Source organism: Streptomyces sp. NPDC024632 (assembly GCF_055559175.1).
The window spans coordinates 393,123-415,035 of record NZ_JBVHLD010000007.1; the positions used below are offsets into that span (position 1 = coordinate 393,123).

General features: G+C 73.3%; 17 protein-coding genes. 7 read left to right on the top strand and 10 right to left on the bottom strand.

What is annotated here, in order from left to right; translation table 11 throughout:
- Positions 1-63: 63 nt before the first annotated feature.
- Positions 64-564 carry a single-stranded DNA-binding protein gene (gene ssb, locus ACZ37P_RS17620; RefSeq protein WP_467347192.1) on the top strand — a complete coding sequence of 167 codons (501 nt, stop codon included), beginning with the start codon at positions 64-66 and terminating at the stop codon, positions 562-564.
- A gap of 248 nt (positions 565-812) precedes the next feature.
- Positions 813-2,243, top strand: a complete 1,431-nt coding sequence (locus tag ACZ37P_RS17625) for an LAETG motif-containing sortase-dependent surface protein (protein WP_467347193.1) — start codon at positions 813-815, stop codon at positions 2,241-2,243.
- Positions 2,244-2,616: 373 nt separating this feature from the next.
- Here ACZ37P_RS17625 and ACZ37P_RS17630 read toward each other — a convergent pair whose 3' ends face one another.
- Positions 2,617-2,838, bottom strand: a complete 222-nt coding sequence (locus ACZ37P_RS17630; RefSeq protein ID WP_467347195.1) for a hypothetical protein — start codon at positions 2,836-2,838, stop codon at positions 2,617-2,619.
- Positions 2,826-3,698 carry a tyrosine-type recombinase/integrase gene (locus tag ACZ37P_RS17635; protein WP_467347197.1) on the bottom strand — a complete coding sequence of 291 codons (873 nt, stop codon included), beginning with the start codon at positions 3,696-3,698 and terminating at the stop codon, positions 2,826-2,828. Before ACZ37P_RS17635 ends, ACZ37P_RS17630 begins: the two co-directional genes overlap by 13 nt.
- Positions 3,699-3,836: 138 nt before the next feature.
- On the opposite strand from ACZ37P_RS17635, the gene ACZ37P_RS17640 reads away from it, so the two are divergent.
- The 4 genes from ACZ37P_RS17640 to ACZ37P_RS17655 all read left to right on the top strand — a co-directional run bounded on the left by ACZ37P_RS17640 (position 3,837) and on the right by ACZ37P_RS17655 (position 7,427).
- Positions 3,837-4,145 carry a transposase gene (locus tag ACZ37P_RS17640; protein ID WP_467347199.1) on the top strand — a complete coding sequence of 103 codons (309 nt, stop codon included), beginning with the start codon at positions 3,837-3,839 and terminating at the stop codon, positions 4,143-4,145.
- 501 nt (positions 4,146-4,646) lie between these two features.
- A complete protein-coding gene (gene ettA / locus ACZ37P_RS17645; RefSeq protein ID WP_355337137.1) occupies positions 4,647-6,311 on the top strand; it encodes an energy-dependent translational throttle protein EttA in 1,665 nt (554 codons plus the stop codon).
- Positions 6,312-6,327: 16 nt separating this feature from the next.
- On the top strand, positions 6,328-6,747 hold the full coding sequence (locus ACZ37P_RS17650; protein ID WP_355337139.1) for an acyl-CoA thioesterase: 420 nt from the start codon (positions 6,328-6,330) through the stop codon (positions 6,745-6,747).
- Positions 6,744-7,427 (top strand): DUF8010 domain-containing protein, encoded by a 684-nt coding sequence (locus ACZ37P_RS17655; RefSeq protein ID WP_467347201.1) that lies wholly within the window; start codon positions 6,744-6,746, stop codon positions 7,425-7,427. The genes ACZ37P_RS17650 and ACZ37P_RS17655 overlap by 4 nt, the downstream gene beginning before the upstream one ends.
- A gap of 150 nt (positions 7,428-7,577) precedes the next feature.
- Here the strand turns inward: ACZ37P_RS17655 and ACZ37P_RS17660 are convergent, their stop codons facing one another.
- The 4 genes from ACZ37P_RS17660 to ACZ37P_RS17675 form a co-directional block, all read right to left on the bottom strand.
- Positions 7,578-8,630 carry an ABC transporter ATP-binding protein gene (locus ACZ37P_RS17660; protein ID WP_467347202.1) on the bottom strand — a complete coding sequence of 351 codons (1,053 nt, stop codon included), beginning with the start codon at positions 8,628-8,630 and terminating at the stop codon, positions 7,578-7,580.
- On the bottom strand, positions 8,627-11,383 hold the full coding sequence (locus ACZ37P_RS17665; RefSeq protein WP_467347203.1) for an FtsX-like permease family protein: 2,757 nt from the start codon (positions 11,381-11,383) through the stop codon (positions 8,627-8,629). Before ACZ37P_RS17665 ends, ACZ37P_RS17660 begins: the two co-directional genes overlap by 4 nt.
- Before the next feature lie 166 nt (positions 11,384-11,549).
- The gene (locus ACZ37P_RS17670; RefSeq protein ID WP_467347205.1) at positions 11,550-15,017 is read right to left on the bottom strand and encodes an ABC transporter permease; all 3,468 of its coding nucleotides are present in this window, start codon (positions 15,015-15,017) and stop codon (positions 11,550-11,552) included.
- A gap of 132 nt (positions 15,018-15,149) precedes the next feature.
- Positions 15,150-15,554, bottom strand: a complete 405-nt coding sequence (locus ACZ37P_RS17675; protein ID WP_355337149.1) for a globin — start codon at positions 15,552-15,554, stop codon at positions 15,150-15,152.
- 241 nt (positions 15,555-15,795) lie between these two features.
- On the opposite strand from ACZ37P_RS17675, the gene ACZ37P_RS17680 reads away from it, so the two are divergent.
- Positions 15,796-16,866, top strand: a complete 1,071-nt coding sequence (locus tag ACZ37P_RS17680) for a methyltransferase domain-containing protein (protein ID WP_467347239.1) — start codon at positions 15,796-15,798, stop codon at positions 16,864-16,866.
- Positions 16,867-16,923: 57 nt separating this feature from the next.
- Here the strand turns inward: ACZ37P_RS17680 and ACZ37P_RS17685 are convergent, their stop codons facing one another.
- The 4 genes from ACZ37P_RS17685 to ACZ37P_RS17700 form a co-directional block, all read right to left on the bottom strand.
- On the bottom strand, positions 16,924-17,667 hold the full coding sequence (locus tag ACZ37P_RS17685) for an N-acyl homoserine lactonase family protein (RefSeq protein WP_467347206.1): 744 nt from the start codon (positions 17,665-17,667) through the stop codon (positions 16,924-16,926).
- Positions 17,637-18,788 (bottom strand): FHA domain-containing protein, encoded by a 1,152-nt coding sequence (locus ACZ37P_RS17690; RefSeq protein ID WP_467347207.1) that lies wholly within the window; start codon positions 18,786-18,788, stop codon positions 17,637-17,639. Before ACZ37P_RS17690 ends, ACZ37P_RS17685 begins: the two co-directional genes overlap by 31 nt.
- A gap of 106 nt (positions 18,789-18,894) precedes the next feature.
- Entirely contained in the window at positions 18,895-20,241 is a 1,347-nt protein-coding gene (locus ACZ37P_RS17695) for a vWA domain-containing protein (RefSeq protein WP_467347209.1), read from the bottom strand.
- A 14-nt stretch (positions 20,242-20,255) separates the two neighbouring features.
- Positions 20,256-21,908 carry a PP2C family serine/threonine-protein phosphatase gene (locus ACZ37P_RS17700; protein ID WP_467347210.1) on the bottom strand — a complete coding sequence of 551 codons (1,653 nt, stop codon included), beginning with the start codon at positions 21,906-21,908 and terminating at the stop codon, positions 20,256-20,258.
- Between the last annotated feature and the right edge of the window lie 5 nt (positions 21,909-21,913).

Sequence of the window (21,913 nt, forward strand, 5' to 3'; positions counted from 1 at the left end):
AATTCCTGCACGATGTCCTTACGGCGTCCCGCGGGGGGCGCGATCGGCAGGGAGGGCAGAGAAATGAACGAGACGCTTGTGACCGTGGTGGGAAATGTGGCCACCGAGCCGGAGACCCGGCAGACCGCGACCGGTGTGGCCGTCACCCGCTTCCGGCTGGCGACCACCTCGCGCCGGTGGGACGCCGAGCGCGGCGCGTGGACGGACGGGGCCACGAGCTTCTACACGGTGTGCGCGTGGCGGACGCTGGCCTGGCATGTGAAGGAATCGGTCGGAGTCGGTGAACCCTTGCTCGTCCAGGGGCGGTTGAGGATCCGTGAGGAGGAGCGTGAGGGTCGGCGCTATCTGACCGCGGAGATCGAGGCGGTGGCGGTCGGGCACGACCTGGCGCGGGGCGTCTCGCGGTTCAGCCGGGTCGCGGCGAGCATGACCGGGGCGGGGGCCGCGTCCGCGTCCGGAGCGGCGGGGGCCGTGGTGGGGAACGCGGCCGGGAACACGGCCGAGACACCGCCGGTGGTCGCCCGGCCGGATCCGGCGCCGCCCGTTCCCGCGGGGGCGCCCTGAGTATCCGGAGTATCCGCTTTCGGCGGCATTTCCCGGGATGAATTCTGTCGATGACTTATCGACAAACACGGAATCATGCAATTGTGCCGATAACGATTGGGATTCGAAAAGGCGCTGCGGGGACTCTCTTGGTGAGCGTGTGACGCCTGGTTCCTAGGATCTCCTCGTTCAGCACGCACGGGGGCCGGAACTGCGCAGGCAAGGCGATCCTCTGAACGACCAACGCGCCTTGCCCGGAGGGGAAATCCATGTTCAAGACCTACAGGCGGGGCGCCGCCCGCCTCGCGGCGGCCGGCATTGCCACGGGCCTGCTCGCGGCGGGCGTGATGGCGGGCGCGGGCGCGGCCGTCGCCGCCCCGAACGACGGCACGACGCCGTCGGCCACGGGCGCCACCGCCGTGCTCGGCGGCATCGAGAAGGACAAGGCCGACCAGGCCGTCGTCAACCCCGGTGCCAAGGACGAGTACGACGTCACCGCCGGGCTCTTCTCGATGGCCGTGACCGGTGGCGGCACCATCGAGACGTACTGCATCGACTTCAATCACCACACCGTCGACAAGGCGACCTACAACGAGGTCACCTGGGACAACTCGACGCTGAAGGACAACAAGGACGCGGGCAAGATCGCCTGGATCCTCAACAACTCCTACCCCAAGGTCGACGTGGCGGGCGTCACGGACACCCTCAAGGCCGCCGGGGTCACCCTCGACCACCCGCTCACGCCGGGCCTGGCCGCGGCCGGTACGCAGGTGGCGATCTGGCACCTGTCCGACCCGGGGGTGAACGTGCAGGCCAAGGACAGCGACGCCAAGGCGCTCGCGGAGTACCTGGACAGCCACGCGCAGACCCTTGAGGAGCCTAAGCCCTCGGTGACGCTCGACCCGCCCGCCGTCTCCGGCAAGTCCGGCGACCGGCTCGGTCCGGTGACCGTGCACACCACCGCCGACGCGGTCGACGTCAAGCTCGGCGCCGACGCCCCGGCGGGCGTCAAGATCGTCGACAAGGACGGCAAGGCGATCAGCGGTCCGGTCAAGAACGGCACCGCGCTCTACTTCGACGTCCCCGCGGGCACCGCGGACGGCACCGCCCCGGTGACCGTCGCGGCCACCACCGAGATATCCGTCGGCCGTGCCTTCTCCGCCACGGACACCTCCAGCCAGTCGCAGATCCTCGCCGGTTCGCAGAGCACCACCGTCACCGCGGCGGCGACCCTGTCCTGGGCCAGGAAGGGCCCGATCCCGGCGCTGTCCGCGCAGGTCGTCTGCGCCAAGAACGGGGTCGACGTCACCGCCGCCAACCAGGGCGACGAGGACTTCACCTTCGAACTCGAAGGCAAGAGCTACACGGTCGCGCCCGGCAAGTCCCAGACCGTCACGGTCCCCGTCCAGGAGGACCAGAAGTACAAGATCGACATCACCCTGCCCAACGACCAGGTGAAGACCTTCGAGGGCGTCCTGGACTGCAAGACCGCCACCACCCCCGGCCCCACCCCGACGGCCACCCCCACCAACGCCCCCAGCCCCGCCACCTCCGGCAGCACCACGGGCGGCACCGATCTCGCCGAGACCGGTAGCAGCAGCGCCACCCCGATGATCGCGGGCATCGCCATCGCCCTCGTCGTCCTCGGCGCCGCCGCCGCCTTCTTCTTCCGCCGCAAGAAGAACACCCCCACCGCCTGACCCGGGGCGCCCCACCGCGAACGGGTCCTGCCGCACCGGAGGGTGCGGCAGGACCCGTTCGCACACCCGCCCCCGTCCGGTCCGCGCCGCCTACCGCGACGCTCGCGCGAAGATCGGCTTCCGCCGGCGCTCAGCAGGCACGCGAGACGTACACGACGTACACGTGGTCAGAACCTTCTTCGTCAGCGTGCTGATGCTGGGCGGCGTCGTGCTGACCCACCGGGAGGCCAAGCGCCGGGCGGCCGCCGGGCGGGGGCGGGGGAGGGACCCGTTCGCACGGATGGGTGGACGTACGGCAAGATGTGGTGTTTCTCATCCCAGCCGGGCACGAAGTAGCCCCCCACCAGCGGTTTCCCGTTGATGAGGGGCCGTCTCAGGCGGCGTGGGCCGTCTCTGGGCCGTCATGGGCGTGACCAGCGGCCCGGTACATGGCGCTGATGGCGCTCCCGGTCCGGGTCTCGCTACTCGGCATCAGGTGCGTGTACACCCGCAACGTGAACCCCGGGTCGCTGTGCCCGAGGTATAGGTTCGGCGCCTTGACGTTCTCTCCGGCGTCGAGGAGCACCGAGGCGTAGAAGTGCCTCAGCGCGTGCATGCCGTGCTCTCTGGCAGCCTCGTAACGCTTCCCCTTCTCCTCGCACCGGGATGATCCCGGTGCGAGGCCAGTGCGGACTTCCACGCCTGATCGTTGAAGGCATTGCTCCAGACCGCCGAACCCGCACCGCTGGTGAAGATCAGTCGATGCGTCACCTTGGGTCCGGTCGGCGTCAGCCAGGGCAAGGTCACGTCGACCGGCGGGAAGCGCTTGATGTGCTCGGTCAGCGCAGCAGACACCTCGGGATCGAGCGGAACGTCACGGATCTTGCCCCGCTTCGGGGGCGCGAACACGAGGCCGCCCCGGAGCTTCTTGACCTGCTGTCGCACGTACAGCCACCCAAGATCCCCGATGTTGTCGACGGCAAGGCCGAAGATCTCACCCTGCCGGAGACCGCAGCCTCCGCCGACATCTGCCGTCGCCTGGTAGCGATCCGGCAGGCCCTCACGGACTGCGAACACCTGCTCCGCCAACCACGGGTGCACTCGGGTCGGAGCCGGACGAGGCGCTTTCACCGACCGGGCACGACAGGGATTCGACGGCAACAGCCGGTCGTCTACCGCCGCGTTGAGCACGGAGGACACCGCATCGAAGATCAGCCGCCAATACGACGAGGCCGTCACGGGGTCCTCAAGCTCACGAAGCCACTCGCGCACGTGCTCCGGCTGGAACGAGCCGATCGGACGGCTGCCTAGGTACGGCATGGCGTGGAGGCGCAGACGCCCCTCAAGGGCGGCCCGGCTGGTGAGGTCGGTCGTCAGCGCGGCGAGCCAGCGTTCCGTGTACTCCCGGAAGGTCGTCCGAGACGTACGGGGGTCGAAGTACTGGCCCCGACTCATGTCGGCTTCCAGGTTGGTCAACCAGGCTTCAGCCGCGCGCTTCTGCCGGTCGGGGAAGCTCTTGCTCTTCTCCGTACCGTCCGGGCTGACGGGTCTGCTGCACGATCGGGTGACGTCTGATCTGGCTTGCCCTGTGGGGCGGGTGGGAAGGATGTTGCTGTGCCCACGCCTTATCCGGAAGAGTTCCGCGTGGATGTTGTGCGGGTCGCGAGATACCGTGGCCCGGGCGTGACGGTGGAGCAGGTGGCCGCGGACTTCGGAGTCCACGCGATGACGCTTGGGAAGTGGATGCGCCGGGCGGACATCGACGATGGCTCCAAGCCCGGAACGACCGGCCAGGACAATACGGACCTGCGGGAAGCGCGTCGGCGCATCAAGTTGCTGGAGCAGGAGAACGAGGTTCTGCGCCGGGCCGCTGCCTATCTGTCGCAGGCGCATCTGCCGGGAAAAGGATCTATCCGCTCGTGAAGGAGCTGGCCGACGGCGGGGTGCCCGTCACGGTCACGTGCCGGAACGAGATCGCCATGACGCACGACCCTGCCTCAACGCGCCCGCAACGATGGGGCAATCGAAGCTCAGGCCGCGTGGCTGTCAGAGCTATAAGCGAACCCGTCGAACCGACCCCGGGAACTTGGTAGAACCTCGCGCAGAAGTGATGAGGCAGACGGCCCTTTCCGCACCCCGGGTCCCGTCCTTTACCGTGCGGGCGACCTCATCAGGCAGCAGTGTAGGCGGGCGAGGTGCCGGGCCGGGGGGCCGTCTGTGGGCCGTGCGAGGGTGACCGGGGGGGTGACCGAGAATGACAGGCGGTCACGGAGGGTCGCGGGACGGGCCGCAGGTCAGGGGCGGGGGAGGGGGCGGTGAGGTACCCATTCGCCCCGTGGGGTGGACGACTGGCAAGATGGGGTGTATCTGCCCTCACGCGGCGGTGCCGCACTGTGGCCCTACTCGATTGCCGGACGGTTTCTCTTGGCTGAGTTCATTTACACCATGCGCAAGGCCCGCAAGGCCCACGGCGACAAGGTGATCCTCGACGACGTGACGCTGAGCTTCCTGCCGGGAGCGAAGATCGGCGTCGTCGGGCCGAACGGCGCCGGTAAGTCGACCGTCCTGAAGATCATGGCGGGCCTGGAGCAGCCGTCGAACGGTGACGCGTTCCTGTCGCCCGGCTTCTCGGTGGGGATGCTGCTCCAGGAGCCGCAGCTCGACGAGTCCAAGACCGTGCTGGAGAACGTGCAGGACGGCGCCGCCGACACCATGGCGAAGCTCACGCGGTTCAACGAGATCGCCGAGCTGATGGCGACCGACTACTCCGACGCGCTGCTGGACGAGATGGGCAAGCTCCAGGAGCAGCTCGACCACGCCAACGGCTGGGACCTGGACGCGCAGCTCGAACAGGCCATGGACGCCCTGGGCTGCCCGCCCGGCGACTGGCAGGTCACCACGCTCTCCGGCGGCGAGAAGCGCCGCGTCGCGCTCTGCAAGCTGCTGCTCGAAGCGCCCGACCTGCTGCTCCTCGACGAGCCCACCAACCACCTGGACGCCGAGTCGGTGAACTGGCTGGAGCAGCACCTGGCGCAGTACGCCGGCACCGTCGTCGCCGTCACCCACGACCGGTACTTCCTGGACAACGTGGCCCAGTGGATCCTGGAGCTGGACCGCGGCCGGGCGCACCCCTACGAGGGCAACTACTCCACGTACCTGGAGAAGAAGGCGGCCCGCCTGAAGGTCGAGGGGCAGAAGGACGCCAAGCGCGCCAAGCGCCTCAAGGAAGAGCTGGAGTGGGTCCGCTCCAACGCCAAGGGCCGTCAGGTGAAGTCCAAGGCCCGCCTGGCCCGTTACGAGGAAATGGCCGCCGAGGCCGACAAGGTGCGGAAGCTGGACTTCGAGGAGATCCAGATCCCGCCGGGCCCGCGCCTGGGCTCCATCGTGGTCGAGGTCAACAACCTCTCCAAGGCGTTCGGCGACAAGGTGCTCATCGACGACCTGTCGTTCACGCTCCCGCGCAACGGCATCGTCGGCGTCATCGGCCCGAACGGCGCGGGCAAGACCACGCTGTTCAAGATGATCCAGGGCCTGGAGACCCCGGACTCCGGCTCCATCAAGGTCGGCGAGACGGTCAAGATCTCCTACGTCGACCAGAGCCGCGCCAACATCGACCCCAAGAAGACGCTGTGGGCCGTCGTCTCCGACGAGCTGGACTACATCAACGTCGGCCAGGTCGAAATGCCGTCCCGCGCCTACGTCTCGGCCTTCGGCTTCAAGGGCCCGGACCAGCAGAAGCCCGCGGGCGTGCTCTCCGGCGGTGAGCGCAACCGCCTCAACCTGGCGCTCACCCTCAAGGAGGGCGGCAATCTGCTGCTCCTCGACGAGCCCACCAACGACCTCGACGTCGAGACCCTGTCGTCGCTGGAGAACGCCCTGCTGGAGTTCCCCGGCGCGGCCGTCGTGATCTCCCACGACCGGTGGTTCCTCGACCGGGTGGCGACGCACATCCTCGCGTACGAGGGCGAGAGCCGCTGGTACTGGTTCGAGGGCAACTTCGAGTCGTACGAGAAGAACAAGGTGGAGCGGCTCGGCGCCGACGCGGCCCGGCCGCACCGCGCCACGTACAAAAAGCTGACCCGCGGCTGAGGGCACGGTATCTGTGATGGCACGGCACATCTTCCTCTGCCCGCTGCGCTGGGCGGACATGGACGCCTTCGGGCACGTCAACAACGTGGTCTTCCTGCGGTATCTGGAAGAGGCGCGGATCGACTTCATGTTCCGGCTGGCGCCGGGCGAGGGAAGCGTGTCGTTCACCGGCGGGTCCGTCGTGGCCCGCCACGAGATCGACTACCTGCGTCCGCTGGTGCACCGGCACGAGCCGGTCACCGTCGAGACGTGGGTCTCGGACATCAGCGCGGCGTCGCTGACCGTCCACTACGAGGTCAAGGACGGCGAGACGGTGTACGTGCGGGCCTCCACGGTCGTCGTCCCGTACAACCTCGCCGCCGGACGGCCGCGGCGGATCACCGCGGAGGAGAAGCTGTTCCTCCAGCGGTATCTGGACGGGGCCGTCACCGTATGACCGCTCCCGCGCGGTCGACGCTGACGCTGGCGCGAGCGGGGGAGGCGGCCGATCTGGCCGCCTTCCTCGGCCGGTTGATCCGCTGGGACAAGGCGGCGGTCGTACGGCTCAGGTCCGCCGAAGGGGAGGCCGCCCTCGGGGTCTTCGGCCACCCGCCCTTCGGGGGCGTCCTCGCGGTCCGCACCGCGGCGCTGGCCGAGGACGGGGTCGGGGCGTCGGTCGACGCGACCGTGTCGGCCGGGCAGCTCCTCGACGCCGTGCCTCCTCCGGAGGGGGGCGAGTTGGTGCTGCCCGGGTCCGTCACCGGCCCCTCCTGGGCCGGGCTGCTGCCGCCGCGCGGCGGCTGGCTGCGGGTCACCGAGGTCGACGGTGACGCCGTGCGGGCGGCTGCCGCCCGTGTGATCGGGGAATTCCGTACGCGTACGGAGGAGTTGGGCGAGGCCGGGCGTACGCGGGCCGGACTCGACGCGCTCGCCGAGGAGTTGTGGGCTCGGCCGCTTCCCGGTACCGGCTTGCCCTTGCGGGCGGTGCACGCCGCCCATGCCCTCGGGTTTCTGCGGGGAGCCGAGGACGCCGTGCTTCTGTCCGCCGGGCCCTGGCTGCGGCTGCGCACCGCGCTCGGTTCCGTGGCCGTACGCGCTGCCGCGCCGGCCTCCGGTCTGACCGTCACCCCGGCCTAGGGCCTGACCCTCTTTTTTCCCACCCGCCCACCCGTGCAGGTGCTTCCACCCCTGCGGGTGCCCCCCCGTGCACCCTCCCGCAGTCCGCGGCTGCCGTGCCGCGTTCGGCCCCAGGGTGCTCGTCGTCGCGGGTGCGGGCGTGGGTGACCGTCAGCCGTCCTGGGACTCCTCCGTCCGCTGAGGGGGTTGGGAGGGGTCGGGCCAGAGGGAGATGTGGTCGGGTTCGAGTTCGAGGAGGACGCGGGAGCGGATGGAGAGGGAGTCGGTGTAGTCGCGGGGGAGTTGGAGGCGGCCGGCGCGGTCGACGGTGGCGTATTCGCGGGCCACGACGGACTCCTGGCCGTGTTCGTCGACCTCGGTGTGGCGGACGACCTCGGAGGCGGTGCGGCCGTCGCGTATGGCGACGGTGCGGCGGACGGCGTTGGCGACGGCGTGGTCGTGGGTGACGACGACGACCGTGGTGCCCAACTCCTCGTTGGCGGTGCGGAAAGAGGCGAAGACCTGCTCGGCGGTGGCGGAGTCGAGTTCGCCGGTGGGTTCGTCGGCGAGGACGACGGACGGGCTGTTGGCCAGGGCGACGGCGATGGCGGCGCGCTGCTGCTCGCCGCCGGACATCTGGCCGGGGTGCCGGTCGTGGCAGTAGCCGACGCCGAGCATGCCGAGCAGTTCGGTGGCCCGCGCGGTGCGCTGCCGCTTCGTGCGCAGCCCGCCGCTGCGGCCGGCCAGCTGCATCGGCAGGACGACGTTCTGCGCGGCCGTAAGGTACGGCAGCAGATTGCGGCCGGTCTGCTGCCAGACGAACCCCACCACCTCCCTGCGGTACCGCAGCCGCGACGCGGCGTCCATCGCCAGCAGGTCGTAGCCGCCGACGGACGCGGCGCCCGCGGTCGGCACGTCGAGCCCGGCCAGGATGTTGAGCAGCGTGGACTTCCCGCTGCCCGACGCGCCGACCAGGGCCATCAACTCGCCCTTCCCGACGAGCAGATCGAGCCCCTGGAGAGCCTGCACCTCCACCCCGTCCGCGGTGAAGATGCGCACCAGCCGGTCACAACTGATCAGCGCGTCCTTGCCGTACGCGGGCCGCTCCCGCCGCTCGGCGACCGCCCGCTCCAGATCCGCGAGACTGCTGACGGGAGCGCGGTCAGGTCCCGTCACCGGACCCGGCACCGCTCCGCGCACCTCGCCGCCCGCTTCGCCCGTCATACCCGGTCCCCCACTCTCAACTCCGCGCTCTCCCGCCGCCGTCCGCTCACCCACACCTGGATCAGCAGCACCGCACAGGCCAGTATCAGCAGCCCCGCCGACGGCAGGGCAAGGGACCACGGATCGGCCCGCAGGCCGAGCCCGAAGTCGGCCGGTTCCACGCCCCGTTCGCCGCCGCCGAAGGTGAGCGCCCGCAGATCGACGCCCGGTCCGAGCAGCGGGACCACCGCCAGGCCCACCAGGACACCGCCGACGGCGGCGAGCAGCGTCTGCGGCAGCATCTCCAGCAGGACCAGCCGCCGCGACTGCCGCCGCGTCATGCCCATGGTGCGCAACCTGGCCAGCAGCGTGGCCCGTTGCGGCGCGGCCTGGAGCAGCGACAGCAGCAGGGCCAGCGCGCTGAAGGCGGCACCCGCCGCGACCGCCGCCAGATAGATCGAGCGCGCGCCGCGCTGCAAGGGGAAGTCGCCCAGCCGGGACCGCTGTTCGCCGCGCGTCAGCACCGTCACGAAGGACGCGGGCTCCTTGACGACCGCGCGCAGCGCCCCGCCGTCGATGTGACTGCCCGGCGCGTTCATCGCCAGCAGCACCGTAGGACCGCTGTACTGGCTGTACGCGGCCAGGTCCGGGTGTCTGGCGGCCAGTTGCGCCGCGGAGACGATCACGAACTCGGCGCCGGGCGCGGCCGGGGTGCTGGTCAGGACGGCCGCGGTCCTGACGGTGACGGCGCCGACGGCCGCGTCCACCCGGGCCGTTCCGTCGCCGAGCAGCGAGGCAAGACCGGGGCTGAGCACGGCGGGCAGCGTCCCCCGCCCCGGATCGTGGCCGAACGCCTGCGCGGGGAAGGCGGGCAGCCCGATGTCGTGGGTCAGCCGCGCGTACGCGGCCGGGTCGACGATCACCAGCGAGTAGGACAGGCCGAAGGGCGCGGTCGGGCTGTTCGGCTCGACGCGGGCGGTGACGACCCGGCCGACGCCGGGCACCTTCTTCCGTACCTCGTCGGGCAGTTGGCGGGGGAGCCCGAAGCGGGAGTCGACCCGCGCGTCCGCGCCGACCAGGACGCTCGCCGCCCGGTCCCTGCCGTGGTCGATACCGGCCAGCACCGAGCCGCCGAAGGACGCCACGGTCAGGGCCACCAGCAGCGCCAGCAGCGGCAGTTGGCTGGTGGCGGGGGAGCGGCCCGCGCGGGCCAGGCCCAGATGGGTGACCGCGCCGGGCAGCCGGGCCGCGGGGCGCGCCAACAGCCTTAGCGGCAGCGGATACAGGCGCAGCAGCACCAGCGCCGCCGCGACGGCGACCAGCACGGGGGCCGCCGCCAGATACGGGTCGCCGCCGCTGTCGGTCCCGCGCCGCCGCAGGGTCAGTACGGCGCCCACGACCAGGACGGTGACGGTCAGTTCCGCGACCAGTCTGCGGCGCGACGGCCGGGCAGCGGTGACGTCCTCGCGGCCCGCCGCGCGTGGCCGCCGGGCCGCCGCCACGGCCCGGACCGGCAGCGCCAGCGCGGCGACCGCGGTGACCGCCGCGCCCAGCAGCAGCGACGTGCCGTAGCGCGAGGTCGGCAGCGCCAGCAGCGCCAGGGCGACGCCCAGGGCGCCGCCCGGCACGGCGGCGGCCGTCGTCTCGCCGAGCAGCCGCCGGAAGACGCCGCGCAGGGCGGCGCCGCGTGAGCGCAGCAACGCGATCTCACCGCGCCGCCGCTCGGCGGCGAGGCCGCCCGCCATCAGCAGCACCGCGAACGCCGTCGTGCCGACGCCGACCGCCGCGATCAGCACCAGCGGCGACACCGCCCGCCGGTCGTCGGAGTAGCCGTCCAGCACGGTGCCGAGGCCGCCGGTGAGCCGGATGTCGGGGTCGGTGGCCTGTTGCAGGGCCACCGAGTCGGGCCCCGCGTTGAAGGACGCCAACTGCCTTTGCAGCGCGGGCACATCGTGCGCGGCCAGGCCGTCGGTGGCCAGCGGGTGGTGCCAGTACCGGGTCACCAGCGTGCCCAGCAGCGGCATCGAGCGCGCGGCCGTACGGTCGACGAGCAGCGAGAAGTGCCAGTACGTCTTGGGCTCGCTGCCCGGCGGGGTCGGCGGCGCGGACAGCTGCGGGGTCAGCAGGTCGCTGTTCTCGGTCCAGAAGTCGTCGGCGGGGTCACGGGGTGCGACGATGCCCGAGATCCGGACGGTCAGCGCGGTCGGGGTGCGGCCGTGCAGGTGCACGGTCTGATCAACCGTCAGATGCATGACCTCGGCGGTCCGTACGGTGACGGCGGCCTCGACCGACAGCGGCGCCGGAACGCCCCCGTCCGGCGCGGGAGCCGGCAGCCGCCCGGCGACCAGGCGCCCGTGCCCGGCCAGTCCCGCCTGCGCCACCAGGCTGGCGGCCGGGAAGAGTTCGGAGGTACGGGGCAGCCCCTGGTCGGGCACCGGCGCCTCCGAGGCGCGCACCCCGATGACGGACCGGTCCTTCCGCAGCCGCAGCGGCGGCTTCGCCATCCGCTGGAAGACCGTCTCCACATGGTCGACGGCGGTGGGGTCCAGCAGCTCGGTCGTCGTGAACTCGGGCCTGTAGGGGCCGGTCAGGCTGACACCGCGGTCGAGCGGCGCCGCGTCCCGGACGGCCTGCCGCAGCGCGGTGTCCTCGTAGCGGTCGACCGCGCGGGGGAGCGCCGCGGCGAGGAAGGCGGTGACCAGGACCAGGACGGCCGTCGCGAGCGCGGCGGCGGGCGCGGACCGCAGCCTGACCCGTACCCAGGAGGTGTCCACGCGCGCGCCACCGTCAGCACCGGGCACCGGCGTGCCGGCAGAAGTCCGCCCCGAAGCCGGCCCTGAGGCCCGGTCCGAAGCCCGCCGCCCCGAGGCCCGCTCCGAAGAACCCCCCGACGCGCCCTCCGAAGTGCCCCCGCCCTCACGCGAGTTGTCGTCCGGCATCTCAGTCCTCCCCCTGCCGCCGCAGCGCCGCCGCCGGATCGCCGCGGCGCACCGCGGTGGCGAGGACGACGACCAGCGGCGCGATCAGGACGACGCCCAGCAGTTCGGCCAGCGGCCCCGCGGGCATCTCGACCAGCAGATCGGGGACGGGCCGGGCGGCCTGCGAAGTGAGCACGACCAGCGGGGTGATCAGCCGGGTCAGCAGCGCGCCCAGCACCACGCCCACGACGAGCGAGATCAGCACGAGCGTCCCCTGTTCCGCGGCGATCATCCGGGCCAACTGGCGGCGCGGGGTGCCCAGGGCACGCAGCACCGCGAATTCGCCGTTGCGCTCCCTGATCGCGCCGACCGCGCTGACCGCGAAGCCGACCGCGGCCAGTACGGCCGCGGCGATCACCGCGGCGGGCAGCGCCGACTGCGGTCCCGCGCCCAGCGGATCGGCCCGCAGATCCGCCGCGGTCTCGTCCCGTACGAGCACCACGTCGACGTCGGTTCGGGCGCGCAACGCGGCGGCGACCCGCGCGGTCGTGCCGGGCCCGGTGGCCAGCCACCACTCGGTGGGCTCCATGGAACGCGCGTCCTGCGACTCCAACAGCCGGTTGACGGACCGGAGATCGAGCAGCAGGGCGCCCGCGTCCAGGTCCTCACGGCTCTGCGCGTCCTGCGCACCGTCCGCGGCGGCGGCGCTCCGGTCCGCCGTGCCGGGGATCGCGCGGACGGCGGCCGTGACGCGGGCGACGATGTCCACACCGTTGAGCTGGAGCCGCACGGTGCCGCCGACCTTCGCGCCGACCGCCTTGAGGTACGAGTCGGTGGCGACGGCCGGGAGTTCGGGCGGCACGAGCGATTCGACGCGCGTGCGTACGGTGGCGGTCGGCGGCGCCTGCCAGCTGTCCGGGACCACCTCCGTGGAACCGGTGGCGTACTCCAGGCCGAACAGCGCGGGGCCGCCCAGCACGGGCGGTTCGGCGGACGGCGGCACCGCACCGGGATCGCCCGCCAGGCTCGGGTCGTCGAAGTCCGCCCGCGCGTCCCACGAAGCGGCGCCCCGCGCCGTACCGGTACCCGCCGCGCTCAGCGCCTCGCCGCCGCCGTCCGGCCCGACGACCCGCGCGGAGGAGATCGTCAGTCGGTGCGTCTCTTTCACGCCCGGCAGCGAGAAGACGGTGTCGATCCGGGTCAGCCGCAGCGGTCCCGCCGGGCCGCCGCCCGCCGTGCCCGCCGCGGACGCCAGGTCCAGAGTGAGCCGGTGCGGGGCGCCGTCCGGCGGCAGATCGCCCAGCTCGAACTCGTACACCACACCCGTGGCGTCCGTCAGCGCGGCGGTCAGATGGTCGGGGCCGTTGGCGGACGCCATCGGGCGGCCGTGCCGGTCCACCGCCCGCAGTGAGGCGGTGAACTCCACCCGGCGCGCGTCACCGGGGACGGCGAACCCGCCCGAATCCCCAGCAGCCCGGCCCGAATCCCCTGCGTTCCCGGCGGCCCGGCCCGAATCCCCGCCACTCCCCGCGGCCCCGCCCTTCCCTCCCGCCCTCAGCGGCGCGAGCAGCTCCGCGACCGGCCGCCCCGCCGTGAGGTCGGAGCGGAACCGCATCGCCCTGCCCGCCTGCTCGGTGTCGATGGCCAGGACCGTCGCGTGCCGCTGCTGGGTCAGCAGCACCTCGTCGCGGGCCGCGGGGGCCACCGCCGTGATGCCCGGCACCTTCGCGTAGATCCCGGCCTGCCCGAACGGCGGGGTCGTCATCCCGGTGACCCTGATGTCGGAGCCGACGGTGAAGTCCGCCTGGTCGCGCTGCGAACGGTCCCAGCTCGCGCCCTGCCCGATCGCGAACATCCCCATCGCCACGGCCAGTACCAGCAGCAGCACCGCGCTCGCGCCGCGTCGCGGACGGCGGGCGAACTGCCAGCCCGCCAGGGCCGGCGCGAGCCCGCGACCGCGCGCCGCCCGCCGCTCACCGAGCCCGGCCGCCAGCGGCAGCAGCCGCAGCACCAGCACCGTGCCCGCCAGCAGGCACAGCGCGGGCGCGGCCACCAGGACCGGGTCCACGCCGAGACCGCCCGCGCCGTCGGCGCTCAGCACGCCGCCGCCGGACGCCCGGCGCTGCAACTGCCAGTACGCGACCCCGGCGACCACCAGCAGCCCGACGTCCGCCCCGGCCTGGAGGGCGCCCGGCAGCGCGCCCCGCCGGGACCGTGCCGCGCGCCCGGCCGTGAAGGAGCCGCCGCCGCGCACCGCGGGCACGATCACCGCGAAGGCGCAGGCCAGCGCCGCGCACACGGCCACGAGCCAGGCCGCGCCGCCACTGCCGCCGCCGAGCGTGACGCCGGTACGGGCCAGCGCGCCGGTCCCCGCCAGGAGTCGCGTGACGGGACCGGCGAGCAGCGGCGCGATCAGCGCGGCGGGCACCGCCAGCAGCAGCGCCTCCCCGGCCGCCAGCCGGGCCACCCGCGAGCGGGAGCCGCCGCGGGCCCGCAGCAGCGCGGTCTCCCCGGCCCGCTCCTCGGCCAGCAGCTGCGCGACCAGCAGCAGCGCGAAGCCCGCCAGGATGACGAGCTGGAGCGCGCCGATCAGCAGCGTCGAACGGGTCACCAGCAGGCTGCGGCGCAGCCCGTCGAGCAGCGTCGGCAGCTCGCTCGACACCTGCGCGGAGCCGGTCGGCTTCGCGTCATGGAGGTCGGCGACGGCCGCTTTCGCGCTGCGCTCCAGCGCGTCCATCCGGCCCACGCCCACGCCGCCGAAGTCCGCCGTGCCCTGCCAGGACATCTCGGCGGGCGCCACCCGCCCCGAGCCGAAGGTGCCGCCGTCCACGAGCATCGGCCCGTACGTGGTGAACGACAGCGTGTGGATGCCGCGTCCGCGCAGCGGGTCCAGGTGCCAGTACGGCGCGGCGGGGTCGGCGGGGCGGTAGAGGCCGGTCACGCGGATGCGCAGCGGCGGCCCGCCGAGCCGGTCGGTGAGCGTGATGACGCTGCCGGTGCGCACGGTGAGCGCCTGGGCCGCGACCACCGGCATGGCGACCCGCACCTCGGCGGAGCCCTTGGCCGCGGGCGTCGGCCAGGCGCCCTCGGTGATCGTGACGCGCGAGCGGTCGAAGGTGGCCAGCAGCGTCAGATCCGGGTCCCCGCCCTTCGGCGACCCGGCGGGGCGCAGCGCGAACGGCAGCCCGTACGGGCCCGACCTGGTGCTCGACCTGACCGTGGCCGGCAGCCCGTCGAAGGCGTCGGGCACGATGCGCCGTACGGCCGAATCCAGCCTGTCCCGCGTCGGCCCGGTGACCGATGCCTGCACCTCGACCGTCGACCGGTCCGCGGCCTGGTGCTGGAGGGTGCGGCGCAGCGCCGCGTCGCCGATCGCGCCGGTGAAGGCGGTGAAGGTGGCCAGCACGGAGGTGGTGAGGACCACCGTGAGCAGCGCGGCGGCGAGCAGCAACCGGTGCGCGCGGACGCGCAGCAGCACGAAACCGGTCACCGGCGAGCCCCCGTCCTGTCGCTGACCGGATGGTCTCAAAGGGGGAGGGCGTGGTGAACGGTGCCGGAGGTTGTCGGAATACGATCGTGACCGACCGTTGAGCGGACGATTCGCCTCCGCTCAGGGCCGTTTTCAGCCGGGGGTGTTGACCATCGACGCGGCGGCGTACGTCAGGTAGTCCCACAACTGCTGTTCGTGCGCGGGTTCAAGGCCCAACTCGTCGACCGCCGCCCGCATATGGCGCAGCCACGCGTCGTGCGCCGCCTTGTTCACCTCGAAGGGCGCGTGCCGCATCCGCAGCCGCGGGTGGCCGCGCTCGTCGCTGTACGTGCGGGGACCGCCCCAGTACTGCATGAGGAAGAGCCGCAGCCGGTCCTCCGCCGGGCCGAGATCCTCCTCGGGGTACATCGCCCGCAGTTCGGGATCGCCCGCCACCCCCTGATAGAAGACGTGCACCAGACGGCGGAAGGTTTCCTCGCCGCCGACCAGCTCGTAGAACGTCTGCTGCTGCACCGTGCCGCGCGGGATCTCATTCACACCCCCATGGTCGCAGAAGGACCGGCCGAGTACCGGAGTCGTAGGACCGGGCCCGCGGGCGCACGATGGAGGCATGGCCGACACAGACGCGGAAGCGGGCACGGAGGGTACGGACACGGGCGCGGACGGTACGACCTCGGATACGGATACAGCTACGGGCGCGGGTACGGATACGGGTACGGGTACGGGTACGGGCGCGGCCGGGCGGTACCGGGCCGCGGCCTCCGCGCTGCGCACCCGCATGGTCCGCCGCATCGTCGCGGGCGGCGGCCTCACCGACCCGGCCTGGCGGGCCGCCTTCGCCGAGGTGCCGCGCCACCTGTTCGTACCCGACTACCAGCGCTCGGCGCACGGCGGCGGGCAGGACCGGCTCACCGCCGCCGACCCCGACCCGCGCCACCGGCTGCGCTGGCTCGCGGGCAGCTACGCCGACCGGCCGATCGCCACCGACGTGGTGGACGGCGAACTGCTCTCCTCCAGCAGCCAGCCCTCGCTGATGGCCCTGATGTGCGAAGCGCTCGACGTGGCGGACGGCCACCGCGTCCTGGAGATCGGCGCCGGAACCGGCTACAACGCGGCGCTGCTGGCCCACCGGCTCGGCCCCGACGCCGTCACCACCATCGACCTGGACGAGCGGATCACCGCCGCCGCCCGCGCGCACCTGGCCGCGTACGGCACACCCGCCGCCCGCTCCGTCACCGTCGTCACCGGCGACGGCGCGCTCGGCCACCCGGCCGGCGCCCCGTACGACCGGGTGATCGCGACCTGCGAACTGCCCGCGATCCCGGCGGCCTGGCTCGCCCAGTGCCGGCCGGGCGCCCGGATCCTCGCGCCCCTCGGGACCGGGCTGATCGCGCTCACCGTACGGAGCGCCACCGAGGCCGAAGGGCACTTCCTGGCCACCCCGGCCTTCTTCGTCCCGCTGCGCGGCCCCTCCACGACGGCCCCTGCGCCCGCCGCCGACGACGCGGCGCAGGCGGTACGGGCCACCCGCACACCGCCGCGGATCATCGGCAACGACCTCTTCCGCTTCCTGCTCACCCTCGTCGCGGGCCCGCTGGACCTCACCTGGTCGCCCGGGACCGGCACCGCCCGGCTGCTGGCCGCCGACGGCTCCACCGCCCGCGTCACCGCCGACGGCACGACCCGCGTCAGCGGCCCCCGCGACCTGTGGGCGCTCGCCGAGTCCGCGCACGTCGTCTTCCGCGACCTCGGCCACCCGGCCAGGTCCCGCTTCGGCCTCACCGTCGACGGCCCCCGCCAGTGGACCTGGCTGGACGACCCGGCGGGCCCGTACCGCTGGCCGCTGTGAGTCGCGGCGGCCGGAGAAGCCCCTGGCCGCTGTGAGCCGTGGCGGCCGGGAAAGCGCTCAGCCGGACAGCGGCTCCCAGACCGCCGCGTCATGCGCGAACAGAATCCGCCGCGGGTCGTACGCCAGCAGCCGCTCCACCCACGGGTCGGGCTCGGGCAGCGGCGCTCCCGCACCGCCGGCGGCGGCCAGGACCGCGCCCTGCGCGGCGGCGAAGTCGGACGCCGAGGTGTGCGTCTGACCGGCCAGGATCACCGTCCCGTCCGGCCTGCGGATCACCAGCGACTGGTGACCGACCGTGTGACCCGGCGTCGGCAGAATCCACAGCCCCGGACGGATCTCCGCCTCACCCGTCAGCTCCTCGTAGCGGGCGCCGGGGAAGCCGACCAGATGCTCGGGCGTGTGGCCGCCGCCGCGCGCCACCGCCAGCTCGGCGTCCTGCACCAGCACCGGAGTGCCGGGGAAGAGCGGATTGCCGCCGATGTGGTCGAAGTGCAGATGGCAGTTGACCACCAGCGCGATGTCCGCGGTCGTCACCCCCGCCGCGGCGAGCGCGTCGGGCAGCGGACGGCGGTACGGGCGGTAGTGCGCGTCCGTCTCGGGGTCCGCGGTGCCGATCCCGGTGTCGAAGAGCAGGAGTTCGCCGTCGTGCTCGACCAGATAGCCGAGCGCGGGCTCCACCCGCGGCTTCCCGTCGGCAGTCTCGGAGCCCGGCCGGACGAACCGGCCCAGGTCGAGGCGGCGCAGGGCCGCTCCCGTACCGGACACCCGCGTCACGCCCGGCGGAGTGTGATCGTCGTCCACGCCCCCACGTGGACCCGGTCGCCCTCGAAGAGCGGGATCGGGGTGTACGGGCGGATCGCGTCCTCGCCCAGGTTGACCGTGGTGCCGTTGGTGGAGTCCTGGTCGACCACCGCCCAGGAGCCGTCCGGCTGCTGGACCAGCACCGCGTGCTGGTGGGAGACGCCCGGGTCCTCGGGGGAGCGGGACAGGTCGATGTCGGGGGCCTCACCGGTGCTCTGGCGGCGCCGTCCGATGGTGATCTGGTTGCCGATCAGGGGCAGTTGGATCTCCGGCGAGAACGCGGGGAAGTACAGGCCCTCCGCGTCCGGGCCGCTGCGGGCCATCATCGCGGTGAAGTACTCCCGGTCCGCGCCGATCACCGCGACCCACGCCGTACCGGCGGACGCCGCGGGCGGCTCGTGGCCGGACCCGGGGGAGACCGAGGGCCCGGACTGCTCACCGGACAGATACGGGTTCTGGAACGGGGGCGGCGCCGGCGAGGACGGCGCGTGCTCGGGGCCGCCGCCCTCGATCGGGCGGCGCGTGGCGGACGCGGGCGGAGCCGCCGACGCCTCTGTGGGCGTCGGCCGCGCGGCGGGCGGCTGCTCGGCGGAGACCTCCGGCTCCGCCACCGGAGCCGGACCCGTCCCCACCGCCTTCACCTGCGAGGACGGCGGGTCCAGCAGGAAGTCCCCGGAACCCGACGTCACCGACTGCGACGGCAGCGGCTCCGCCGGCCGGTTCACCTGCGAGGGGCGGGACCGCTGCGAGCCGTAGTCCGGATACGGCGGGAAACCGGACGCCGTCGGCGGCGGAACGGGCGGGGCGGGCGGCGCGACGAAGGTGGTGGAGGTGTGCGTCTGGAAGTTGAAACGGCACTCCTCGCAGAACAGCGCCATCCCCTCCCGCGGCGTCCCGCACTGCGGGCACACCTCCGGCGCCGCCGGCCCGTCCGGCTCGTAGCCGCGCGACGAGGCCCCCGGCGAGGTCGACACCGGCGAACTGGACGCCGACGCGGACGCGGACGCCGACGAGGACGGCGGCCGGGTCCCGTACGAGGACGACGGCACGGCGATCCGCATCCCGCAGACCTCGCACCAGTCGTCGGTCCCGGACTGATGGCCGTTCGGACAAGTCGGCATGGTGCTGGCTCCCCCTCCGCCCGCCGGGGGCGGGGTCACAATCCGTGCGAGCTGCTGACGGTTACGTCCTCACACGTTACGTCGTCACATGTCGCGACCGCACGGGTCACTTCTTCACACGCACGGTCTTCGTCGACCGGGTCTCCAGGGTCATCTCGTCCGCGTCGGCGACCCTGGCCTTCAGCCGCACCGTACCGCTCGCCGCGTCGACCACGTCCACGACCTTCGACAGCAGCTTCGCGGTGTCCTCGTTGCCCGACGCGCTCGCGAGCTGCACCGCGCGGCCCAGCTTTGCCGTCGCGCCGTCCATGTCACCGGACTTGCGGGCCTCCAGACCCTGCTGGATGACCTGCGCCAGCTCCGCCTGCCCGGTGTAGTGGGCGACCTGCGGGTTGATCCGGGTGGAGGCGGCCATGTCGTCCGTCCACACCGCGCGGACCAGGCCCTGCGACAGCACCTCGACGGTGCCGTCCGGCTGCGGCAGCACCAGCGACAGCCGCGCCGCCAGCATCTCCTGGCCGACTCCGGCCACCGGCACCCGCACGCACACGTGGTAGTCGCGGGACTCGTCGCCCCACGACCCGGTCGGGTAGTCGCCCGCGCGCGGACCGGCCTCGGTGCGCCGCGCGCTCAGGTCCTCCACGGTCGGCGCGACCTGCTTCACGAACGCGATCTCGGAGCCCTGCGGGGTCCACAGCCGCAGGCTGACGTCCGCGACCTCCTTGCCCATCGCGTTCTCCATCATCGCCTGGAAGTCCGCGGCGAGTCCGGCCGGATCGGCGACGATGTCGACCGAGCCGAGCATCGCCGAGGCGATCCCGGTCAGCTCCTTGACCTCCCAGTCGGTGCCCACACCGCGCGCGTCACAGGTGAAACGGCCCGTGCACGCGTCGAGGGTGGCCTGAAGGTCCTCCGGCTTCTCGTGCTCGTTGCGGCCGTCGGTGAGCAGGATGCCGTGCCGTATGGCCACGTCGGTGCTGGCCAGCAGCCGGTCGGCCAGCCGCAGCCAGGTGCCGATCGCGGTGCCGCCGCCCGCCGTCAGCTTGCGCAGCGCCTGCTTGGCCTGCGCACGGGTGGTCGGATCGGCCACCGCCAGCGTGCCGTTGGCCGGGTAGACCTCGCGCGCCTGGTGGGTGCCGCCGACCACCGCGAAGGCGACGCCGTCGCGGATGGTGTCGATCGCGACGGCCGTGGCGTCACGGGCGTTGCGCATCTTCGTCGGCGGATACTCCATCGAGCCCGAGCAGTCGACCATGATGACCACGCCCGCGCTGGGCGCCGCGCCCCCGGCGACGGACGCCGGACCCGGCAGCGGCTGCCCGCCCGAGGTGCCGCCGCCGGTCGACGTCACGGTGACGATGGCGTTGACCTCGCGGCCGCCCTCGGGAAGGAACTCGTTCTGATAGATGTCGACCGAGAACTGCGGCACGTTCGACTTCGAGAATTTGGCCATCGGTACTGCGCTCCTTAAAGCCCGTTCACAGCCCCGCCCAGGCCCTCCGTGACCTGGGCGGGTGGGAATCCTGCCCGCGACACGGCGGCCGGGAACGGCAGCACCGCGACCGTTACGTTGTCGTGGCCGCCGCCGTCCAGCGCCACCCCGACCAGCGTCCGCGCGCTGTGCAGCGGGCGGGTCCTGGCGTCCGGCGGTACGACCTCGGCCATCTCGGCGGCCGACTCCGCGTAGTTCCACAGCCCGTCGGTGCACACCACGATGACACCGGGGCTCTCCGGCTGGAAGGCCGCCACATGCGGGTCGACCTCGACGGCGTCCGCGCCGAGCCAGCCGGTGATCGCGTGCGCCCGGTCGTCCGCGTACGCCTCCGCCTCGGTCATCAGACCGGCGGAGACCATCCTGGCCGCCCACGAGTCGTCCTCGGTGAGCCGGGCCGACGGGCGGTCGCGGTCGTCGGGGATCCAGTACGCGCGGCTGTCGCCGATCCAGCCGACGGTGAAGACCGGGCCGGTGACGACGGCGCTGACGCAGGTGCAGGCCGGTGCGTTGTGGTGCGGGACGCCGTCCTGGGTCTCCTCCTCGGCGAGCGCGCTCACCGCGTCGAAGGCCGCCATCAGCGCGCCGCGCATGGCCTCCTCGGCGGGGGCGCCGCGCTCCAGCGAGGCCAGCAGCGACTCGTTGCCCGCCACCGACGCGGCGGCCGACGCGTCGTCCGGGCGGTACGCGGTGGACACGCCGTCGCAGACCACCGCGGCGACCGCCGGGGTGCCGTCCGGCAGCGAGGTCGTGGACAGGGCGAAGGCGTCCTCGTTGCGGTGGTGCCGCAGCCCGCGGTCGCTCACCGCGGCCACGCCCTCCAACTCCTGCTCCTGGTGGTCCCGTTTGCGCGGCTGGGCGTGCCCGCAGTGCTCGCAGTACCCGTCCGCGTCGACCCCGCCGAGGCCGCACGCCACGCACACCGTGCCGTTCTCCTCCGCCGGTTCCTCCTCGCGCGGATCCGACACCTTCGCACCGGCCAGCGGCACCCCGAGCGCGAGCGTGTCGCCGCCGCCGCCCGGCTGCGCCGCGGCCTGCGGGGGAGCGAGCAGGAACGCGTCGGTCGCGGGGCCTTCGCCTTCGGCTCCGCCGCCGGGTTGCCCGGTGCCGCCGTGCCCGCCGCCGAGCCGGCCGTCCTGGCCGGCGCCTGCGGCCTGCGGGCGCGCGCCGCCGTGCGGGTCGCCGCCCGTGCCCGCCGCTCCGGCAGCCGAGGGTGCGCCGCCTGCCGATCGGGTACCCGCCGTTCCGGCAGCAGCGGAAGGCGCGGCGCCTGCCGATCGGGTACTCGCCGTTCCGGCAGCCGGGTGTCCGGCGCTCGCGCCCGCCGTAGCGCCAGCGGCGCCGGGCCCTTCACCGGGGGGCCCGGCAGCGGCGGCCGTGGAGCCGAGGCGGTCGCCGTCCGTGCCCGCGAGGCCGGCGGGCGAGGGCGCGGCTCCCGCCGGACCGCCCGCGGCGCCGGGCGCTTCCGCGCCGGAAGGCGAGGCGGCGGACCCCGCCGTTGACGGGTCCGCGCCGGAGGCGCTGAGGCTGAGGTCCGCGCCGCAGTGTTCGCAGAAGCGGTCCTCCGCGTCCAGCGGCTCCGCACAGGAGGGGCACAGCGTCGTCGTGGAAGGCGGCGACTCGGGCATTGGCG

Bases quoted from the DNA above. Each gene is read 5' to 3' on its own strand.
- ssb (WP_467347192.1), top strand. From the start codon at position 64: ATGAACGAGACGCTTGTGACCGTGGTGGGAAATGTGGCCACCGAGCCG.
- ACZ37P_RS17625 (WP_467347193.1), top strand. From the start codon at position 813: ATGTTCAAGACCTACAGGCGGGGCGCCGCCCGCCTCGCGGCGGCCGGC.
- ACZ37P_RS17630 (WP_467347195.1), bottom strand. From the start codon at position 2,838: ATGCACGCGCTGAGGCACTTCTACGCCTCGGTGCTCCTCGACGCCGGA.
- ACZ37P_RS17650 (WP_355337139.1), top strand. From the start codon at position 6,328: ATGGCACGGCACATCTTCCTCTGCCCGCTGCGCTGGGCGGACATGGAC.
- ACZ37P_RS17655 (WP_467347201.1), top strand. From the start codon at position 6,744: ATGACCGCTCCCGCGCGGTCGACGCTGACGCTGGCGCGAGCGGGGGAG.
- ACZ37P_RS17660 (WP_467347202.1), bottom strand. From the start codon at position 8,630: ATGACGGGCGAAGCGGGCGGCGAGGTGCGCGGAGCGGTGCCGGGTCCG.
- ACZ37P_RS17680 (WP_467347239.1), top strand. From the start codon at position 15,796: ATGGTCCGCCGCATCGTCGCGGGCGGCGGCCTCACCGACCCGGCCTGG.
- ACZ37P_RS17690 (WP_467347207.1), bottom strand. From the start codon at position 18,788: ATGCCGACTTGTCCGAACGGCCATCAGTCCGGGACCGACGACTGGTGC.
- ACZ37P_RS17695 (WP_467347209.1), bottom strand. From the start codon at position 20,241: ATGGCCAAATTCTCGAAGTCGAACGTGCCGCAGTTCTCGGTCGACATC.
- ACZ37P_RS17700 (WP_467347210.1), bottom strand. From the start codon at position 21,908: ATGCCCGAGTCGCCGCCTTCCACGACGACGCTGTGCCCCTCCTGTGCG.